A 20,935-nucleotide genomic window follows, 5' to 3' on the forward strand; every position below is an offset into this window, starting at 1 on the left:
TTGCTCGGATTGTGTCTTGGCTTAAGGGAGAACCATTACCTAAACTTCGGGTGTCACGTTTTGCAGCACTGGCACCGCCATGAGACACCTGTAGTACGTTCGCCAACAGCAACAGTAAATACTCAATTACTTCACTAAACACGCGCTTGCGAGTACTTTCAAATACAGCCTTTTGAAGCCATATCACACTTTGATGAATGATTTTCGTAGGGGCACGGCATTGCCGTGCCCCTACAGGAGTCCATTCGCACATTAAAAGTTCCACAACGTTCTAACTCCCAACGCCGTAAGAATTGGGGGCTAAATGATGTTGCTACGGCTTCTTTGATTCAACTGAAATGCCGCGATTTTTATTCAGCCCAAACACTCTGACTACTAGTCCAACACTAATGATGGTACAAAAAGCTATTCCAACACAGTAGAGAGGGTTAGACAGAAAATGACTGAGCTGTAACAACACTTCATCAATAATGGTAGATTTCAGACCTATCTGTGCTAAAAGCTGAGGAACTTGAGTGAGGAGCGAGGGGATAAACCAGCTTAAAGCGAACGAAATAATGACTCCCAACAGGAACCAGACAAAAATACCTAATCCAAAATAAAAAGAAACAATAGGGGAGTCTTTATCACTATGAGCGCTTTTTGGATTAGGCCAGCCCAAATGGAAAGAAAAGCCATCTTTTTCAATTTGTGGTTTTTTAAACTTTTCGCCGCTCAATAACCATTCAGAAACTTGACAAACTAACGGGTTCTTTCGTTTCGGATTGTAAGTCAAATACTGCCCGTGGCTTAGGAGATGAATTTGCTCTGCCTTGTATGGGACTTCTTTGGGAGTTAAGGGCGACTCTTTACCTTGTTGGCTATCAAAGAAACGAGTGAAATCTGAAACGGGATCAGTGGGATCAAACACATTAATCCATTCAAAATCTTCTTTAAATACTGATTCATCTTTGTTGAGAGGAACAACTAATGGCCAGAGCACAGCAAATTTGCTGAGAGGGGAGCCATACGTCATGAATCCTTTCAAGTTGCGGAATAGTTCTTTCCGACTAATTACATCATCATTATCACGAGAAAGCCAGCTTGGGCGTTGAGGAAGCACATATTTCTGAACTTTCTTTTCATCCTCTGTGAGTTGCCTTTTTACCCGACCCTGATGCTTGCGGCACCATCTTTTCCACAACTTTTGGTCTAAGTATCTAGGCAATGCTGTTTCGATCTCCATCACTCCATTGAAAGCAACCACAGTACCTAAGCTATGAGACAAAATGTACCAACGCTCGTATTTCTCCAAACTCATTTCGACCAAAGCTTTGATAAAGCGCCGACGTATGGAAAAACGAGGAGGGGCTTTCCCCAAATCGACCAATGGTCCTTTCCCTTCCCTTGCATCCTGTTGGTATAACTTGACGTCACCTAGGTACTCAACTAGGAGATCAGGTCTGATTTCCAGTCCTAAAATACTCCGTGAAACTCTTCCTAAAACCCAAAGGAACGGTAGAAGTAAGAACACCACAAAGGACACAAGGAGCAAATAGACACGATGGACGAGTTGAATCGGTTCACCTTCTCCAGGTAAAAGATCCTTTGCTTGATTAAAGCTGCGCCCAGGCAATCGCCTATCAGGATGCAGAGGTACCTCCTTGTCCGGGAACTCAGTATCAGTTCTTTGGTCATATCTAGGTTTTGTCCATAGAGAGAGACCCCAAGCCCAAAAACTCCTGAATGTTTTGAAACTGTTTGGCTCATCTAAGTCAGACCACCAAACTTCCCTGAATTCTAGATTTGTTTGCTGGTCATTTTTGTCTACAACTTCAATAATTGCCGTCGCAGCTCCCTCACCCCGCCAGGTCTGTTGATTGGCTCGGTAAGGTGCATCTTTGCTAATGTTAATGTTAACTTGAACACTGTCTATGTTGGAATCTGCCTGTTTGCTATCTGCTTGCAAAGCAGAGGCAATATTTCTGACTACTTCCTCAAGATGCTCAAACTGACACTGTTCACCAATACCATGAACTACTAAGATACCAACACGCTGCGGCTTATCTTCGCGGGACATAAAATGGGTCAAATGAAGGGTTAGGCAAAACTTGTTTAATCGTAAGCGACATAACTGCACCCCGACAGTACCCTTACAGGTGATTTTTATGCGCAAGAATATTTACCAATCAAAATAATCTAAGTTCTGTGGCAAGAATTTTTGCTGTGTTGCAAGACCTATACGAAGTTTGAAAGCAGTTGAATGACAACATCATTCAACTTTTTTTGTAACACAACACCCAAAAGTACCCCCAGGGGTACTGCGATCGCCTGCTTAACTCACGAGAATGGGATAAGACAGAACAAACGCCACATGTTCAACTCACATCGCTGCCCTGAAAGTGCTCTACCTTACTGCCAAGAAAACTCACTGCTGTCCCCAGATTGAGAATCTTAGATGGTGACTCAATTCATCCTAAAAGTCTAACTTAATTTGTAGTATTAGCGGAATTAAATTTTATCTTTTGTATCTGTTAGACGGATTTACATTCGCATGATCTCAAACGCCTCGCTAGTGCGCGGAGTGAGGAGAGATTGTCGATTTAGATTTTGCCCGATATGGAGAACTCATGGTCAACAATGCGTTTAGAAGAATGCCAGTTTCTAATGTGTCTATCCAAAACACAGTCGCCTCAGATGTTGCTTCAAATACTGTAGTCCTCAGTCAAATTGCAGCGGTTCAACTGGCACAACCTGCCCCTGCCTCCGTGGTGTCTGAGACTCAAGTTGCCCAAATTGACCGCTCAATCCTGGCAGATGCAGTGGTTGCGAGACAACCCGAAGCGATCGCCAGCATTGGCTCTTCTCTGTACATGCGTCCCGAACAGATTCGGTGGATTAATCCAGATTTAGGGAGGGCGATCGCTGACATTCGCACCCCGACCGAGGGTACTCCCCGCAACCAAATCACTGTTCCCCTCAGTCTCACCGCAGACGTGAGTGACGAAACGGTGTTTGAGTCTCCGACAAATTCGGCACAGAAATATTATCTGCCTCGCTACCGGATCGCAGAGCGTAACCGCCAGGTACAGATGGTGCTGACGCAAACTCAAACAGGCTGGAATCTAGCAGTCTACCTGGAAAAATTTCCTGCTCCTTCACTGCAAATTGCAGCGCGAGATTATCAAGAACTCGCCCATGAATTGAGTGTGGTCTTGCAACATCGCTTAACTCCGGGAGATGCTAACGGAGGTCAAAAAGAACTCGCTTTTTCTGCCCCTGTACTGGATTCAGGAATGGTGCGGGTAGATTTGCCAATTACCACGTCAACGGAACTCGGTCTATTATTTCAGGTTCTAACTTTACCCGAATATGGTGCAGTGTTGACGGTGCGGCGGGCTGTCAAAGTTGGGATTCCGGTATATGTCAACAACTCAACAGGTACAGTCCCAAACAGCAGTGCTGCGAACACGGGTGCCAGTTTTACGATCCCAATGCCTCAGTTGCGCGTGGTAAGGATTGAGAACTATGAAGCCGGTGGACAACCGTGGACGCGCTATTGCCTGAGTGTAGACAACTACGCCGCTTTCCCCGCTGACCTATTTGCAGCATCTCCCGATCTGCCGCCCTGTGGGCTCAACCGCAATGCTTCGCGCACCTGGGTCAACATTCATGCTGAGGGAGGTGCAACCTTGTATGGCTTCTGTGCCCTTGGAAGCCCCAGCAATTTGAAGGATCTGTGGTTTGCCAGACCGCGTGGGCAACAGCCTCCTGCTTCGGTTTACATCACACTGGTTGACCGACGCAACAATATCACTTACGCATCAAATTCTGTTAATCCTGCGGCGATCGCCCCCGCACCTCCTGACACCCCTCCTGCTGGAGAAGCCCTGTTTCGAGAAGTTACTCGTGTGTTGGAGAGTGGAGTAGAACCGCGTCCTTTCGTCTTTCCCCAAGCGATTTATCCCTACATTTACCAAGGCATCACCGGAAGTCCTAATCAAACGTTTACCCTGCAACGGTGGACAGTTCCCTGGGATGGGACACCTCAAAGCTACTATCAAGACCCAGTACGCCGCGAAATTGTTTACTTTTTGCCTGATTGCTTCAAGTTAATGCGGCAGCCAAAATCACCTTACCATCCAATGATGTCGATGCGGTTTGCGGCTGTGAATGATGACCCTGCCACATTGAGAGCAACCTTTGATTACTGGGCATTCCCTCATGTAGAACGAGCGCGACTGCTTGCAGCAGCTCCCATTCTAAGGGAAAAGTTTAGAATCTCAGGACAGCTAGAATTTCAACCTTTGCTAGTAGAAAAGCCGCGTTTGTTTCTGAAACTTCCTAAAGCAAATGCAACCCCCCAGCTTCAGGAATTTACTCACGTTTCTGTTGAATTGCGATCGGGCTTTAGCGATTCGCTCAGCCTTTCCTTTGAGGAGGCGCAGGCTCTCTATGAGGCGATGTTTAGCCACACAACACAAATTTTTGAGGGCTTTGTGCAGGTCGATATTCAGGGGCACGCGCCCGAACGGATTAACTTCATTCCTAAAGTTGATGATCTGGTCGGCGAGGTTTTTGATTACACAAAAATCGTAGATTCAGCCAATAAAACGGTAGCCTTTACCCTTAGAAACTCAATTGAAAGCCCACTACGAATTGAATCTTTGTCCTGTGTTTTTCAGGAGGGTTATTCCCAGGTTGAAGGAGTGATGAGTGGCTTTAGCCGAGCATTGCCAGCGGAGTTAAAACCGGGAGAAACTATCTCATTCACCGTAACTCCTCAAAACCCTGGTGCAGATATCAATCTTAGTAATGTTTTATTCAACTTGAATGGTGTAAAAGTGATTCCCGATCGCGATGCACTCTTCAACGTGATTCTACGTCCTGATTGTCCGTCTACTTTCAAGAAAAAGCTGACGGTAGATGTGCGGCGAGTTGTGTTTGGCGATCGCATCACTGATATTAGCCTCGTCTTCAAGCGCGGAAGTACTCTGAAGCTGAGTTATGACGACTTTGCTCCCGGTGTTGACAAACTCACCGCAACCACAACATTACTCTCCCCGATCAAGAGCCTTTTCCTGAAAGAGGAGGACTTAGGAACTTACGAGTTTCAACGCATTGTGCTGTTAAAAGATGGTCGTAAAATTCAAGACCCACCAGATTATTGGCAAACGGAGAATGAAAACCCCTTCTCCCTAACCAATTCTGATCTGCCTACCCTGCCTGCTGAGGTTCGTTGAGATGTCACTGCAAGGACTTCCAGACTTTTTCCAACCTCTCACCACAAGTGACAACTGCATCTATTACCCCTATGAAAATGCAGGCAGCTTTGCGGTGTTGCCCAGAAGTCTGGAAGTGGCTTTGCGGACTGATGGATATGCTGACTTTCTGCTGGAACTGGTGCGCGGTGAGACTCCTGCTCTCACTCCTTACGCATTGCTGAACCTCCGACTGCAACCTCAGTATGAGATGGAGGCTGCATTGACAACGTTGCGCGATCGCTACCCAGAAAGCAGGGTAGAACCTGCCGTCTTTTCAACGGGCTATCTGCGGCTGTTACCGATTGGAGACGGCGTTGATTTTCCTGCCGATATCCAATCTCCTATGCCACTGGTCTGGAATGGATTAGGAAATGTACGCTTTAGTCTGCGGTTGTCTTCTGACAGTGCAATGCTATTGAAGAATGCGTTGCAGCAGGAAACATTTCTGTGGACGGCCTGGGCAGAGATGGAAATGGTGGGAGTTGCACCCCGGTTGCCATTACGGGTACGGTTTAACCCAGCGCGGTTGCTCCGGGTACTCAACTCACTAGGGGATAGTGAGCGGCGAATTGCAAGAGTGGATCTGGAGAATTTTTTTCGTCAGGAAGTGCATCTGTTACCTCTAGAGATAGTTGAGGAGGTGCAGGATAAAGTCACCTTTGCAGAAACCATGACGGACTGGATAAGAACTCATTTTGGTGAGTTTGTCCCCGCTCCAGAGCAGCTTGGAAATGCTTATTTGCAACTCCCAAAACCGGAGCAAGTAGGAGACGGCATCAGTGAGTGGAATCTGGCTCAACCTTTGCAGACAGCGCGTCCAGTCGTACTCCAACTAAATCCGTTAGAAGCAGCCAGAGCAGCAGTTCAGCAGTTTGGTTTGGATGCGCTGGTGCGAAGTACTGTTGTGCCTGCATTGTCGAGTGGCATGTTGCCTATCTCATTGCTGGCAAACCTGCCCAGCAATCGTCCGGGGGTGGAAGCCGTTGGGGTGACGTTACGAGCGGCTCCCTTTCGCCCCTTCCGTCCACAGGCGATCTTGCAAACGATTGAGTTCAAACCACCAGAGGATACTGCATCTGCCCTCTTCCGGCTTTCTCCTATTGAACCTCCAAAATATACGGCAACACCCTATGCATTGCTGAGTGACTCACAGGGTATCCGTAAACTGGAGGGTACAGAAAAATCCTGTCAGGGAAATTTACTTTACCTCAATCCGAGTGATTTTCCGCTGGCATTCTTTACTTTTGAAGTGGATACACCGCTGCTAAAATTGGCGACTCTGAAGGGTATTTGTCACTGGCAGGAGGCAGATATCCCGTTGCAACGAACCTTTGAGTTAAGTCAGCAACAACCTTCTGTTGCACTGGCTTTTTCCAAGGGAACTCAGGATGCCACGATTGACATCTCGGCTCACTCATTACAAACGAATCAAATCATTAATTTCGGAACTTTTCCTGCAAAAAACTTGAAGTTAGGGCTATATTCTTTTCGGGAATATGGTCCTCACCAGGTGAAGATTAACTGTATCTTCAATGACAGTTTGCCGCTATTTGCGATCGCTCTCCTGCCTGAAGACCGCCCCGAAACATCCGAAGAAATAAGTGTTCTTTCCTTTACTCCTCAGCAGCCTAGCAAGACCTGGAACTATCTAGCGCGATCGCCCTTTCAATCGGGTTATCGCTACCGCATCTACTCACCGCTTTCTCAAACTGTCTCAGAATGGTCAACGATCCAGTCTCCTTTTGAGCCACTTGTGATTCAGGCGATCGCCTCATCAGCCGTCGAAACAAGTTAAATGCCCCCCACATTCACTCGCAAGTCTACGGTTATGAACATTGAAATTCCCAATGGTTTTGAATTCCAACGGGTATATTGTTATCCAAATCCTGACCAACCCCTGTCCTACTATTACTTACCGCTTCAGCCCCAGCCCCAACGCAGTACCGATGGCACACCCATGATCAATTTGATCAGCATGGGCACCAGTGGTTATCTCCAGTTGAGTATGAGTTGGGAAGCCCCTTCTGAGACATTAGATGCCCTGCGCCAAGAAATTGCACAACGTGAGAACTTAGATAACCCTGCAGTGTTACGGTTTGCCTTTGCTCCAGTGACAGTTCAGCAAGTTTCGTTGCTGAGCAATAAAGGAGAGAGATGGGAGGCGATCGCCACCAGCAGATCCTCTGGATTCCCCCCCTACACCGCTTTGTTTAATGCACACCTCAATGCAGAACAACAGACTCAGGCGGCAGCAGCTTTAAATGGACGGAAGAACTGCTTACAGGTTGAATATCTTGCTTCTCTCAATGGAGTAACAGAAGCCTCAGCCAATATAACAGGTAACGCTGCTAACGTTATTGCTCAGCTTAAAGATAGGCGTGAAACTCTCAATCAAAATGAAGTTCAAGAAGTTCTGAAACGGAGTATTGATGAAGGCGAGTTACAGCTTACAGTAATCGCCTCTGAGGATGCTTCACCCCAACTGATTGAACAAGTCAGTACTCATGTTTTGACTCAGAGCGCAGATCTCCTTCTACGATTTCTACAAGGTGAGGAACGGATTCCTGATATCACTCACTTCAGGGTAACGGTTTCAAAAACCGAACCTCAACAGATCGACCTTTCTCTAAAAACCGAAGTAGCAAACTGGTTTCCCAACGGCAGCAGCTTCAATCACATTCAACCTGCACCTGGCGGAACCTCCTCCCTTCCTTCTTCCTCCCTCCCTCCCCCGTCTCCCTCTCTTCCCGTCCAACTCAACTTTTTCCCTACTGAGGCACCCCTAGCCCTCATTACGGTACAGCAGGGAACAGCAAAGACAACCCTGATTCCACCCGACTTTTCCACTACCCTGTCTAATCTTCGAGAAGAGCCACTGGAAGTTGAGACAAGCTACACCTTTGGGGGAACATTTTCAAAGAACATATCAATTCCTGCATCTGGGAAATTATCTCTTTCCCCTGCGGATTTGGGTTTAACTCAGGTAACAGTTGATGCCACTGCACTGGAAGCGGCTGGAGCAAAGAAAGCCCGCATCCGACTGCATTATCATCCTGATGGGAATGGAGTGGAAGATGAGACAACAATTTATTTGCGCGATCGCTCCTGGAAGGTGAACTGGTTTGTAATCAGTCGGGGTGATGACTTACAAGGATTTTTGCAATACGAGTGGCAGGTCACGTTAGAAAACGGTGATCTGGTTAAACACGAGATGACAGAGACGACATCTCCACACATTGTTCTCACAGTCGAAGAACAAGCTGAATGATGTAACTGGGTGCGAGCAAAAGTTTCGACGAAGAGCTGTTTTCAGCCTGATATTCCAACAACAACGACAATTTTTACACTTCAGGAGAGAATTCAATGACACTGTTAATTGATAAAGTTCAACAAATTGAAGGCGTAACCGTTTACGGTGATGATAGTGACTTCTCAATCTATTACTTGGTGCCACAGCAGCCTCGCTATCGGTTGAATCCAGATGGAACGCCTGCTTTCCGCTTCCTTAAATATCGTTTTCCAATCGATCGGGCTGATGGTCGTAAGGGCGGTGGTGCAGTCCTGTTTGACGCAGAATTTGTGGTGCCTGAAGATAAGATGCCCAGAATTATGGAGGTGTTGACGGCACAGGTTCAGCAGGAAGCAAACCGTCAGAATGTGCAGGCTCCTCCAGTCAAAATTGGCACAATTACTTACACCAAAGGTGAGGTAAAACTATTTGTCATCGGGGCGGATGGGACCTTTGTGGAGGAGCTTCATAACCCCGGCAAATCATCTCTCTATGGCAACAACATCACCACTTTTATGCTGGAGTTTACGCCGGAGGGGGCAACCTTCTTTGAACAGGCAATGCAGGGACAGGGCGGCGCTGTGTCTGTGGTCTATGACTTGCACTTCTGGGCAAAACTACCTCCCGTAACCATTAATGCCTGGTTTAATGCATCAAAGTTCTATAGCTTCTACCAGACGATTGATGTGGACTGGCACCTGTGGAGCGAAGATGACTACCGCGAAACCGTGCGGGAGACGATGATCTCCTCCGAATCAATGGGAATTGAACCGGACTGGGGTGGACTGACGGATGAGAAGATCAAGACCCAACTGCGCGACTGGGCTTTCCGTTCACTAGAAGATGCAGTGGAACGGAACATGATTCAGGCGATCGCCCCTGTTCCCGAAGACCAGCGCGACATGCCTGAAGGAATTGAAAATGTCACCCGTGATCTCAGCAACTTTCAAATCTCCAGCTTTAATCTGTTTTACAAAGAGCATACAACTGTTGAGTGGAATCTAGCTCCTCAGGGACAATTACAGAACATCACCAACCTGAAAGATAAGGATGGCAATCTTCTTCGGTGGGAGGACTATGCAAAGACCATTAATCTGGATGATCCATTCTTCCGTCAACTGCGGGTGAATACCTACGTCAACGCGGACTTCAACAAGCTACCCATTCACAGCGTTGAGGTAAAGCTGCTCTACGATGGCAGACCCATGCCCAACCTGGCTCCTGATGCTCCAGAGGGTGAGGTTGTGTTGCGCAAACCTGATGAGATTGGGCACTTTGCCACCTATGTTGAGAACGATAACTGGAAGTACAAGTACAGCTACCAGGTCAACTACAAAGGTGAAAGCCGCATTTTTGAGTCAGAAGAAGTTGAAACAAATGAAGGCAACCTGACGATTGGGGTAGATGATATCGGAATTTTGTCTGTCAATGTCTCCGCAGGCGACATTAATTGGAATGATGTGGACTCAGTTCTGGTGACGTTGAAGTATGAAGATCCAGATGAAGGGGTTGAACCCTTTGAAGATCAGTTCACTTTGACGAAAACACTGCCAAACCATCTGGTTCAAGAAGTCATCTTCAAGCCAATGCGGAAGAGCTACAAGTATTTCGTCAAATACTTTATGAAAGATGGTAAGGAGCTGGAGGGAGATGAAAAGCAGGGACGGGCTGAGAACCTATTTATTCAAGATCCCTTTGGTGGACGGAAGACTGTTGGCATCCGGGGTGTGGGCGATTTTGTGAATCGAATCAGCCAGGTCTATCTTGACCTCAAATATGTGGACGAGCAGAACGATAACTACACTCAAGCAAAAGCGATCGTTCTGAGTAAGGATACTCCTTTCGTTGACTGGTCTTTTCCAGTTATCAGTCCTACTTTAGGAAAGGTTGTTTACAGCGGTACAGTCGTTTTCAAGGATGGCACAGTTCAACCCATCGCGGAAACAACCGCAGCGACAGATACCATTTTGGTGCCCAAGGCTCCTCAAGATGTGCTAGAGGTGGCGATCGTTCCTGACTTATTAGATTGGACGAAACTGCGGCTAGTTAAAGTGTCACTTCAATATCAGGATGCTGACAACGAGATCAACGAAACGAAGGACTTCGTTCTGAGTCCTCAGAGAAGGGATATGCAGACCTGGAAGGTGGAGTTGAAGGATAAAACCAAGAACCAATTTACCTACAAGGTTGTGTATTACCTGACTAATGGTACACAAAAGGCAGTGAGTCCGCCTGCAACAACAGACAACACCATTATCCTGGAAATCCCTGAGATGTAGTTGTTTAAGGCACCAAGGAGTGGGAATCAAATAACATCAGATTTTGTAGGATGCGTTAGCCATAACGCATCAACCTTCTTAAGCGATGCATTACGCTACGCTAACGCATCCTACGCAAAAATTGCAGGTTATTCAATCCACAACCCTAAGTGTTTTAGCCGCACCTAGTATCCATTCCTGTAGAGGCACTGCTGAACTCAGATATAACTCTAAAGCGCACAGCCCTCTGGTAGGGGCGTTTCGCGAAACGCCCCTACACGATTCGTCATTCGAGCAGCAATGCCCTCGTAGATTTACTCTGGACACCTGTTGTCCACTCCACACAGACTTATTTGCACAATGAGGCTACGATGCTATATCTCAATCCTCCTTATTACATTATTGAGGGCGTGACGGTTTATCCCGATCATGCAGACCCGACACAATTTCACTATTTGCCTGCTATGCCTCACTTAACGACCGAGTTTGATTCGGTGGTGGGGCAAGAAATTCCTCAACTCTCATTATTCAAATATCGTGGAGAGGCAGGTTCTGGGGCATTCCTTAACTTTGAAGTTAATCTGGGAATTAATCAGGAAAAGTTGGAGGAAGTGCAGCGCAAACTGCAGCAGTTGCATGGGCTGCGGGATACTCCTCGAATGTCCCCTGTGATGGTGGAAGATGGGCAGGTACGGTTGATGATTTTAGGAAAACAGTCTCCTGATTCTACCAATGGACAGCCTGGAACGCCATCAACTGGAAGTAGTGCCCCTCAACCGCTTCCTGGACAACCCCAGTTTGTCCTAAAGCTGGAACATTACAGTAAACCTGCGTTATATAACGACCATCAAGCCATCTTTTCGGTGCAGCTTGACAGTGCAGGGGCAATGATGATTGAAGAGGCGCTGAAAGGAGAAATGATGCCCGTGGGAATTGTTTATTCTCTTGATTTTCTGGCGCTTCGTCCGGCTTACAACGTCAGTATTGTAGCGGACTGGAATCGAGTACAAACACACTTTAAGGAGTCCTTTGGGGCAGAAGTGCTGTTCTCATCGCTGCAAATTGACACGGTGGTTGACAAGTTAATTGAAGACCGAGTGATCGAAATCAATGTTGATACCTTTATTCCTGAAGGTGAGGATTCAGGTGATGTGCTGGGGCGACGGGATGAGGCGATCGCTGATTTCAAAGACATGATTCTAGAAAACTTCTTCGAACCGAGCCTTGACCCAATTAAGGAGAATGACAACGAATTTCTAGACACCATTGAACGTCTTAGCCAGCTTGCTCCAGCAGGAGCGGCGATGTTCCATTACAAGAAGGTAGACATCACTCGGATTGACCAGAAGCGAATGAACCTGGCGATGAGTGAGCGAACTACAGTGCGTCGGAGCATTCATCCTCAGGCACATTTACGGGGAATGTTTCGGTTGCTGCGCGATAGTCAAGGAACAGTGGGTCTGAGCCGTTTTGTGCGAGAAATTACTCTGGATGATCCCTGGTTTAAGCGGCGAGAAGTGTCGGCGCGATCGCTCCTAAACTTCAGCAATGATTCAGTAGACTCGGTGAACCTTACTCTCTGGTATGGTAATGAGCCGAAAACCCTAGTGTTAGATGCCGCAAACTCCACCGCAACCATCCGATGGAACAGCATTTTAGAGAATCGCTTAATGAAGCGAGAGGTGCGCTACAGCTATCGGGTGAATTTCAAAGATGTAGACACTGCTGAGCGACCGGGGGTATTGCAGTCCCCTGAATTAGTCACAACGGGCGATCGGTTTGAGATTAATCCACGAGGTGAAGGGTTATACTTCCTGGATGATATTCAAATTGGGGTGACCGACCGGTTTCCCTGGAACACTTATTCTTCGGTTGAGGTGCTGGTGAAATATGCTGATCCAGACAAACAAATTGACCTAGAAGAGAGTTTTATCCTCAAACCTGACCGACCAGAAGTGACTTGGAAACGGTTTCGCTTAGACCGCAAAAATGATGCGTTTAAGTACAAACTGATCTATCGCTCGGTGAATTCTGGCGATCGCGAGACGGCTTGGGAAACTACCACTCAAGAGCGTTTGACGATTCCCAATCCGACCCCCCGCAGACGAACGGTGACCGTGGTGCCAGCAGTGACCTGGAGCCTGGTTTCAATGATCTTTGTCGATCTTTCCTACCGAGATTTGGATAACGATATTTGGGTTGATGAGTCACTGTTTTTTGACAAAGATGCGAATAAACCAAAACACTTCGTGGTGGATCTGATTAATCCCGAACAGCGACGAGTCAGCTATGTAGTGCGGCTACTGCTAACCGACAATCGCCTGATCGAAGTGCCCCCTTCAGAAACGATGGGCGACAAGATCTTTGTGCGGGCAGATATGATGGGTCATCGAATTGTGACAGTGCAACCCGAACCCGTGGAATTTGGCGATCGCAATATTGCTCGGTTAGAGGTCAAGCTCAGGTACGAAGACCCCGATGCAGACTTACGATTTGCGGACACCTTCATCTTTACCTCGCCGAATGACAGAAACCTGTTTGAGTACGATTACGCTGATGCCCAAAAGCAAGCCTACTCCTGTACTGTCCGAACGATCTACACCAATGGCATGTCCAGGGAAACGGATTTAGGCGAGATCGAACGCGACCAATTGGTTTTGCGGGTGAGCTAACTCATTAATTTATTACCTACTTCAAGGAGGTGCCATGTTACAACTTGGCAGCAAAACAATGACCATTGAGGGAATCACGGTCTTTGCCGACCATGCTGACCCTCAACAATACTGGTTCTTACCTAATCCGGTCGATCTAGCGCGACGAGGAACCGACGAAGAACCCCAATTCACCCTGATTACATATCGACCTGCCGTAGCCAACAGCGGCATCTCCGGGGGTGGCTTCCTGACCCTGGAAGTTGAACTGAAGCTTAAAAAAGAACTGGAACAAAAAATTCTAAGCAAACTGGCTTCTGTCACTCGTGGTCGTCCGCGTCTTGCCGCCGTTCCCTTTGACGAAGGCACCGTGCAGGTGATGGCGCTGGACTTGCAGGGAGGCGGTGGCACTAATGCTGAGCCTGCTCCTCCCGGTGCATTTCGTGCTGTCGAAAAGATCCTCGGTACGACTAAACCAGCCCTTGGTGGCACGAACAATGCTGTCTTTGGACTCACTCTAAGTCAGGAAGGGGCGATCATTCTGCGCCAGGCGTTTCAGGAGGGGGGGAAGCCTGTCGGGGTGATTTACGACCTGAAATACACTGCCCTACGCCCAGCGCTTGAAGTCGAAATCACAGCAAACTATAAGCGCATCTATGATCACCTGAGTTTTGGTGTAGATTTCAGTGCGGGTGGACCTATCGCTGGTGTTCCGGTGTACCTGCAAGCGGGCGTCGATATGGCGTTCGAGAAACTCAAACAGGAAGGGATCATCCAGATTAAGGTGATTAACTTCTCTGACGCACAGGATCAGACCAATAAAGAGCAATGGGCACTGGATTTCTTTAAGGAAACGCTGCTGAATGAGTGGTTTAAACCCACGCTCGCCCCTATTACCTTTGACAATAACAACAGTGGCGGAATTCCCGGATTACCAGGAATTCCAGGGACGGGCAATGGGCAGGGCGGTACTCCCTCTCCGGGTAATGGAACTGCGGGGGGAAATACAGGGGGCAGAAACCCACAGGGAAATGGCACGGGGGAAAATGCGGGGGGCAGAAATTCAGGGAGTAGTTCTACATCAGGAAGTAGCTCTGCGCCAGGAGGTACCTCAGGTGGCAGTGAAAGGACGGCAACGACGGGAGAAGGGCGCAGTGCGATCGCCCTTCGTGACCGCGCTGAAACGGCATCAGCAACCGATGAGGTACAGCCCTATCAACTGTCCATTACTAGCGTTACACCCAACCGACCAGGCTACACCGTCACCCATACTCCCGTTGCCAACAGCACCCAGGTAACGTTGACCTTTGCAGGTGGCAGTCAACCTCCCGTCGTGAAAATTGGGGATGCTGTGCAAACATTAAATGCCTCACGACAGGTGACGCTGGACGTGCCTCCTGGTGCCAATCTGGCGATCGAGGCTGATTACCCACCGGCACTGCATGAGGAATCTTTCTACCTGTTTTTTGATTACGATAAACCACTTCAACCAGGCTGGTCTGCCAATCCTCCCAGCGCTACTTACCGACGCTATCTGAATAATGCGACAACGCCTCTAGACAGCCGTTTTCAAGCCAGCACAGGTAACATCCTTTCGATTGGCGGTGGCGCTCGTGGTGCGGCTGCCTTGCGGAACTGGATTCAAAATTCGCTCGCGGCTCCCAGACAAGTTCGCATTGATGCCTATGCCAGTTATGAGGGCAACAATACGCCACAGATGCAGCAGCGCAACCAGGATCTAAGCGATCGCCGCAGACAGGTTGCAGAAGGCATTATCCTCGACACTCCTAATCCTCCCGCTATCCTGTCCAATGCTGCTCATGGTCATACCGAAGCATTTGCCGCAGGGCGAAACGGCGATCCTACCGATCGGGTGGCGATTGTTCGAGGAATGGTGCAGGGAGATGAGGCGATCGCCCTTCGAGCTACCCTATCTCGCCCTGCCAATCAGCCAGGAGAACAGCCAGGCGGGGAACAGCCCGGTGGAGAGCAGCCCGGTGGCGAACAACCTAGCGGGGAACAGCCCGGTGGCGAACAGCCAAATGGTGAGCAACCTAATGGCGAACAGCCCAACGGGGAACAGCCAAATGGACAGCCTCCTCTCGGTATACGGCTTGCCTTCAGCCTCAAGAAGATCGAACAGATTGAGGACAAGGTGATCACGTTACGGTATAGCCGTACCGATGCAGTACAGCGAACCTACGCACCCCAAGGATTAATTGGTTTCCTAGCTCGTGATCTAGTGGGCACTGGACACTTTATTGATGTTGATCTGGATCATCCCTTTTTCCGCCAGATCGACGTAACTGTAGATGCACCTGTTGATCTGGAGCGACTGGGTTTAACGGCGATCGATGTAGCCCTGGATTATGGCAGTGCAGAAGATCCAGCTACCCTGAGACACAAAGACTTTACCTTTGACCGCAATAGCCCCAGAGAACAAAGCTATTCCTTCTTTATGAATCGGGCACTCGATCTGGGCTATCACTATCAGGTGCAGTATCACTTCGATCCGCTGTCGGGGTGGGATGGAAGTGCGTTCAGCTACGAATTTGCATCGCGTCCTACCCAAGATCGCACCTTGTTGGTTAATCCTTTTAATGACTTTGGTTTCCTTGAAATCAAAGTTCTTCCAGGAGATATCGACGCAGGCATGGTGGACTCAATCGATGTGCATTTCAACTACGAAGATCCCGGGAACTGGTCACGTAACAAGGTAATTACCGTTAAACCAGATTCAGGGGAACAGTTCTGGCGGCTGCGGCTCAACCGTCCAGAACAGCGCACCTACTCCTATCGGTTAGTTCACCATTTAAAAGATGGCTCAGTGCGAGAGGGGATTCCTACCACGACTCAGGCAACTACCCTTGTGGTTAACGATCCTTTTGAGGATTCGCTCAATCTTGAGTTTTTCCCCAACTATGATGCATCTGCTATTCGGATGTTGATTGTTGATGTGAAGTACGAAGATCCTCAGAACCATTACACCCGAGAGGAACGGTTGCGCTTTGAAGGGCAAAGCCTTGAGCCCCAGCAGCTACGGATTGCTCGAATTAATCCTCAACAGAAGACCTACACTTTCCAACTTACTGTTCTGGGAACAGATCACTCTGTTCGTCGGGAGCAACCCGTCACTACAGATGCAGCCGTCGTCTTTGTTGGTGAGCACTTGCAGCCAGTTTAAAGTGGGTAAGTCATAGCGTAAGGGCGGTTCGCGAACCGCCCTTACAGAGATTGGTGTATAGTCCGACTTCAAAAAACAATATTATTCAATTCATTCTCTTTAGGAAACTCATTATGACTGCGACACTTGCATCCATTCACCAATCAGATGTCCAGTCCAGTTTGGATGTTTTTGCTCAAACTATACCTGCTGCTGCCCAGCGTGCAAGTTCAGCGCTGCAAGTACTGCTTCAGGAAATGTATCGCGAACCCGATGAGGCGATCGCCTGGCAGGGCAGCTCTCTCACGGGTGATGGTTTCCCCCTTGAGTTTGCTTTTACTCCCGCAGATACCGACCTCCGCTACACAACTGAGGTTGGGACACCGCTCATTCCACCACCACAGCGACTTTCCTTAGCCTTTCAACAACTCGCTCAACTGGGTCATCCCGTTTCTCCAGCAATGCAGAATACATTTCGTCAAATGCAGCAGGGTGTAGACCTGCAATATGGAGCCTGGGTGGGAGGAAGACACAGCAACACCAGTGACAGCTACAAGCTCTATGTAGAAGTTCCTCAAGAGAATTCGTCTTTTTTAGAGCAAGCTCTTCGCACCCTGCAAATTCCCCATCCGCAACTGAGCGATCGCCCCCTTCCCCTGCGGATGCTTGGCTATCACCTCACAACACATCGACTCGAATCCTATTTTCGTGTCACTGATGCCACTCCCCATCATCTGAAAAACTTAATGATTTACTGTGGGCTGGGAGGGCGAACTCAGGAACTCCTGGAACTTCTGGAAGAAAGTTATGGATATGCTTTACGCTACAAACTACCGGGAGGCTCTATTGGCATTAGCTATTCCTTCTCTGCTGAAGGGGTGCTGCCGGTGTTCAGTTTATTTCTGTTTGGGCGGGTTCTTTGGGGAGGAGACGCAACCATTCGCCACAAGTTTAGCCAATTGACAAGCCGACAGAATTGGGATAGCAGCCTTTATCAACAAATCACTCAGTCTTTGGGCGATCGCAACCTCTGCACAACTCATCATGGCATGGTGGGATTTATTGTTCCTCCAGATGGAGCGATCGTTCCTAGCCTGGGAGTACGTCCAATAATTTTGTAAGTAACGTTCATCGGTAGGAATATAAACTCTGCGAATTTAGAACTGTGTATAATGAGAGCGTCAATCAGGAGGTAGCTAGGGTTCCACTGTTAACTTTACAGGCTTGGACCGAGCGCTACATAAAGTCGCTACGCGGCAGCACCTAGAGGAATAAAACACCAGAGGGGTTGGTTGACATGCTTTTGCATGTCTTTTTATCCCAAGGAGTTTTGTTCTGTGACTTCTTTAGCACTGTCTCTGGTTGTTGCGGCGGCTTTTATTCACGCAAGCTGGAATTTTTTAGCCAAACGAGTGAGCGGTGGTGTTACTTTTGTTTGGCTGTTTGGTGTGCTTTCTACTCTGCTTTATGCGCCACTCGCGATTGCCATTCTAGTTAAGCAGCATCCTCACCTGGGCTGGGAACAGCTTAGTTTTATGGTTGGCAGTGGTGCCATTCATGCGGTCTATTTTTTGCTATTGCAACAGGGTTACCGAGTGGGAGATTTATCGCTGGTCTACCCGCTGGCACGAGGCACAGGACCAATGCTCTCCACAGTAGGGGCGATCGTCTTGTTTGGAGAACACCCGACACCTATTGCGATCGGCGGTACTGTTCTCATTGCTGGAGGAATTTTTCTATTTACCTCTCAAGTAACTAATAAAGCGACGCAGAGTGGAGGAGCTAACCTTATGCAAGCGATTAGCTATGCTCTACTCACAGGTGCTTGCATTGCTACTTACACGCTGTGGGATAAATATGCCGTAAGCCAACTGGCAGTGCCTCCTCTACTGCAAGATTGGGCATCTAATCTGACTCGTGCTGCATTAGTTACCCCCTTCACATTGTCCCGGCTTGGGGAAGTAAAGCAGCTCTGGCAAACCTATCGTCGAGAGGTCGTTGGAGTAGCAGTTTTGTCTCCTTTATCTTATATATTGGTTCTCACTGCGTTAACCTTTAGCCCAGTGAGCTATATTGCTCCTGCCCGTGAAATTAGTATTGTCATTGGAGCATTAATGGGAACACAGTTGTTAGCTGAAGGTAATGCCAAAGGTCGACTCATAGCAGCGAGTTTGATGGTTTTAGGAGTCATCGCTTTGGCAATCGGATAATACCCATTCCAAAAATTAGGGCTACAGATGGAAGGGCACCCCGCTACGCAGGGTGCCCTTCCATCTGTAGCCTCTTTAGAGAAACGTTATAACAAACACCGATTGCTTAGGCGATCGCCATAAAATCAGCGCTCGTGAGTGAGCCAGCTACACCATTAACCCGGGCTAGGACTTCATTCTCAAAGCTGATGAGTGCGGTCTTGCCGCTTTGTCCCAGAGACAATTGAGCAAAAGTTAACCCATCTGCTAGTCCGATTTTGTCCTCACCCAGCTTAAAGTCCCGAACCACATCTGTACCTTCACCAGGGGCAATGACAAATGTGTCTATACCCTTGCCACCATAAAGGAGATCGCTACCTCTTCCACCCGAAAGTAAGTCGTCCCCATTATCTCCCCAAATTGCGTCATTGCCTTCGTCACCGTAAAGGGAATCATTGCCGCCCTTACCGCCGAGGCGATCGCTTCCAGCACCTCCATAGAGGATGTCATCGCCCCCTACAGGGCTGCCACTAGAGGGTCTATTAGCATCACCCCGCAGTACATCATTCCCTGCCTCGCCGTAGAGCGTATCGTTGCCCCCGCCACCAGCAACTACATCATTGCCTTTGTAGCTATAGATGATGTCGTCCACATCATCAGAACCAACCAACTGCTCACTAGCAGCACTACCAGAAATCGTGCCAGGAAATACCAGACCCAGTTCTGGGAGGGGAGCCAGGTTGTCGCTGTAAATCCAGCGATCGAAGAATGATACTAACTCTTGTCCACTGACTTCTTCTGCAACGGCAATTAAGTCCGCAGTTTTAACATTGCCGCCCTTAAAGCGATCATAATACGTCTGCACGATGTCGAAGAAGCTATCATCACCAACCTCTAGCCTTAGCGCATGTAACCCCAACGCTCCCCAACTGTACACTCCATTGTTGAAGAGATTATCAGCAGGAGGTTCACCAGGCGACACCAACTGATTAAGACGAGTGGCAACCTCGTTATACTGTCCTTCAACCCACTCATCCAGGGCTTCATCTCCTCTGCTGTATTCAATCCATAGCCCTTCCGAGTAGGTCGCAAACCCTTCGTTCAACCAAATATCACTCCAGTCTGCTAGAGCTACCTCATTACCAAACCACTGGTGCGATAGCTCATGGGCAATGGTTTCTTCTAGGGTAGGTGAGTCTAGTAAATCTGAGCCAAAGATAGATAAAGTTTGAGTTTCCAGTGCTCCACCCGTTTCAGCATCTACGACGACAGAGCCATACACCTCAAATGGATAGGGTCCAAAGATCTCGCTAAAGTAATCTAGCATCTCTGGCTGAAGGTCAAACGGCGCAAGCTTCTCCTCTGGAAGTCCTTCCGCAAAATAATTGCGAATGGGTACACCGGATGAGCTTTCTGAAGTCTCAATGTTAAAACCACTGCCAATGTTTACCGTTGTCAAGTAACTCACCATTGGATCGCGAGCTTCAAACACATAAGTGGTCGAATCGCCGTTATCAACCGTTTGTTCCAACACTCCGTTAGCAGCCACCTCATAGGACTCTGGAACCGTCACACGGAAAGTGTACGAGGCTCTATCCAGGGGGTGGTCATTGACTGGGTAATAGTTGGCAGCTCCATCTGGCTCACTCAGAACGAAGTTTCCGCCATCAACGATGACCCATCCGGTTGGTACAGGGAAAGTAAAGGCAACCGAATCAATCTGTGTTGGGGCACCGTTGTAATCTACCGCCACCGTAAACGCTTCACCTTCAGCCAAAGGATCTGCTGGTGTAATGGTTAACTCTTGCCCATCGCGACTAAACTCTGCGGGCTTTCCGTTGACAATAATCTCGTCAATGGTGAATCCGATAAAATCTAGATTAAAACTGCTCAGATCTTGGGTTGCGATCGCCTCGATTGTGGTAGTTGCATCGAGCGTACTGGTGTCAACATCAGTAACATTGAGATCAAGGGTGTAATGTTGAGTATCATAGCCACTGTTGCCAAAACCCGGATAAAGTGAATCACCTACACCTGCGCCTGCACCGCCCACGGTGGAATCTGAAGTTTTAGCAGCGCTGGAAGTTGTTTGAGGCAGAGAGTCGCTCAAACCAAAAAAGTTACAGATCGTACACATGCGTT

The 20,935-nt window shown here is 48.3% G+C and carries 11 protein-coding genes; 8 read left to right on the forward strand and 3 right to left on the reverse strand.

Translation table 11 applies throughout. From position 1 onward, the window contains the following. Window positions 1-253, reverse strand: a 253-nt coding sequence (locus H6G00_RS31735) for a hypothetical protein (protein ID WP_190799784.1), incomplete at its 3' end; no start/stop codon positions are given. 60 nt (window positions 254-313) lie between these two features. Then, complete coding sequence (locus H6G00_RS31740) at window positions 314-2,059, reverse strand: hypothetical protein (protein ID WP_190799785.1); 1,746 nt, start codon at window positions 2,057-2,059, stop codon at window positions 314-316. A 550-nt stretch (window positions 2,060-2,609) separates the two neighbouring features. Between H6G00_RS31740 and H6G00_RS31745 the strand changes: the two genes are divergently transcribed. The 8 genes from H6G00_RS31745 to H6G00_RS31780 all read left to right on the forward strand — a co-directional run bounded on the left by H6G00_RS31745 (window position 2,610) and on the right by H6G00_RS31780 (window position 18,814). Next, window positions 2,610-5,222 (forward strand): hypothetical protein, encoded by a 2,613-nt coding sequence (locus tag H6G00_RS31745; RefSeq protein WP_190799786.1) that lies wholly within the window; start codon window positions 2,610-2,612, stop codon window positions 5,220-5,222. 1 nt (window position 5,223) lies between these two features. After that, complete coding sequence (locus tag H6G00_RS31750; protein ID WP_190799787.1) at window positions 5,224-7,038, forward strand: hypothetical protein; 1,815 nt, start codon at window positions 5,224-5,226, stop codon at window positions 7,036-7,038. A gap of 33 nt (window positions 7,039-7,071) precedes the next feature. After that, on the forward strand, window positions 7,072-8,511 hold the full coding sequence (locus H6G00_RS31755) for a hypothetical protein (protein ID WP_190799788.1): 1,440 nt from the start codon (window positions 7,072-7,074) through the stop codon (window positions 8,509-8,511). A 95-nt stretch (window positions 8,512-8,606) separates the two neighbouring features. After that, window positions 8,607-10,811: a hypothetical protein gene (locus H6G00_RS31760; protein WP_190799789.1), complete on the forward strand. Its 2,205-nt coding sequence runs from the start codon at window positions 8,607-8,609 to the stop codon at window positions 10,809-10,811. Window positions 10,812-11,161: 350 nt separating this feature from the next. Further along, the gene (locus H6G00_RS31765) at window positions 11,162-13,462 is read left to right on the forward strand and encodes a hypothetical protein (protein WP_190799790.1); all 2,301 of its coding nucleotides are present in this window, start codon (window positions 11,162-11,164) and stop codon (window positions 13,460-13,462) included. Window positions 13,463-13,496: 34 nt separating this feature from the next. Next, entirely contained in the window at window positions 13,497-16,625 is a 3,129-nt protein-coding gene (locus H6G00_RS31770) for a hypothetical protein (protein WP_190799791.1), read from the forward strand. Between the two features lie 113 nt (window positions 16,626-16,738). Then, complete coding sequence (locus H6G00_RS31775) at window positions 16,739-17,725, forward strand: hypothetical protein (protein ID WP_190799792.1); 987 nt, start codon at window positions 16,739-16,741, stop codon at window positions 17,723-17,725. 216 nt (window positions 17,726-17,941) lie between these two features. Further along, window positions 17,942-18,814: a DMT family transporter gene (locus H6G00_RS31780; protein WP_190799793.1), complete on the forward strand. Its 873-nt coding sequence runs from the start codon at window positions 17,942-17,944 to the stop codon at window positions 18,812-18,814. A gap of 106 nt (window positions 18,815-18,920) precedes the next feature. On the opposite strand, the gene H6G00_RS31785 is transcribed toward H6G00_RS31780, so the two are convergent. Beyond that, entirely contained in the window at window positions 18,921-20,903 is a 1,983-nt protein-coding gene (locus H6G00_RS31785; RefSeq protein ID WP_190799794.1) for a M1 family aminopeptidase, read from the reverse strand. Window positions 20,904-20,935 lie beyond the last annotated feature (32 nt).

The organism is Leptolyngbya sp. FACHB-541, from assembly GCF_014695875.1.
Lineage (GTDB): Bacteria > Cyanobacteriota > Cyanobacteriia > Elainellales > Elainellaceae > JAAUTN01.

What these genes read in the sequence shown, in the direction of transcription:
- H6G00_RS31765 (WP_190799790.1), top strand. Translation starts at nt 11,162, where the DNA reads ATGCTATATCTCAATCCTCCTTATTACATTATTGAGGGCGTGACGGTT.
- H6G00_RS31740 (WP_190799785.1), bottom strand. Translation starts at nt 2,059, where the DNA reads ATGTCCCGCGAAGATAAGCCGCAGCGTGTTGGTATCTTAGTAGTTCAT.
- H6G00_RS31770 (WP_190799791.1), top strand. Translation starts at nt 13,497, where the DNA reads ATGTTACAACTTGGCAGCAAAACAATGACCATTGAGGGAATCACGGTC.
- H6G00_RS31775 (WP_190799792.1), top strand. Translation starts at nt 16,739, where the DNA reads ATGACTGCGACACTTGCATCCATTCACCAATCAGATGTCCAGTCCAGT.
- H6G00_RS31745 (WP_190799786.1), top strand. Translation starts at nt 2,610, where the DNA reads ATGGTCAACAATGCGTTTAGAAGAATGCCAGTTTCTAATGTGTCTATC.
- H6G00_RS31750 (WP_190799787.1), top strand. Translation starts at nt 5,224, where the DNA reads ATGTCACTGCAAGGACTTCCAGACTTTTTCCAACCTCTCACCACAAGT.
- H6G00_RS31755 (WP_190799788.1), top strand. Translation starts at nt 7,072, where the DNA reads ATGAACATTGAAATTCCCAATGGTTTTGAATTCCAACGGGTATATTGT.
- H6G00_RS31760 (WP_190799789.1), top strand. Translation starts at nt 8,607, where the DNA reads ATGACACTGTTAATTGATAAAGTTCAACAAATTGAAGGCGTAACCGTT.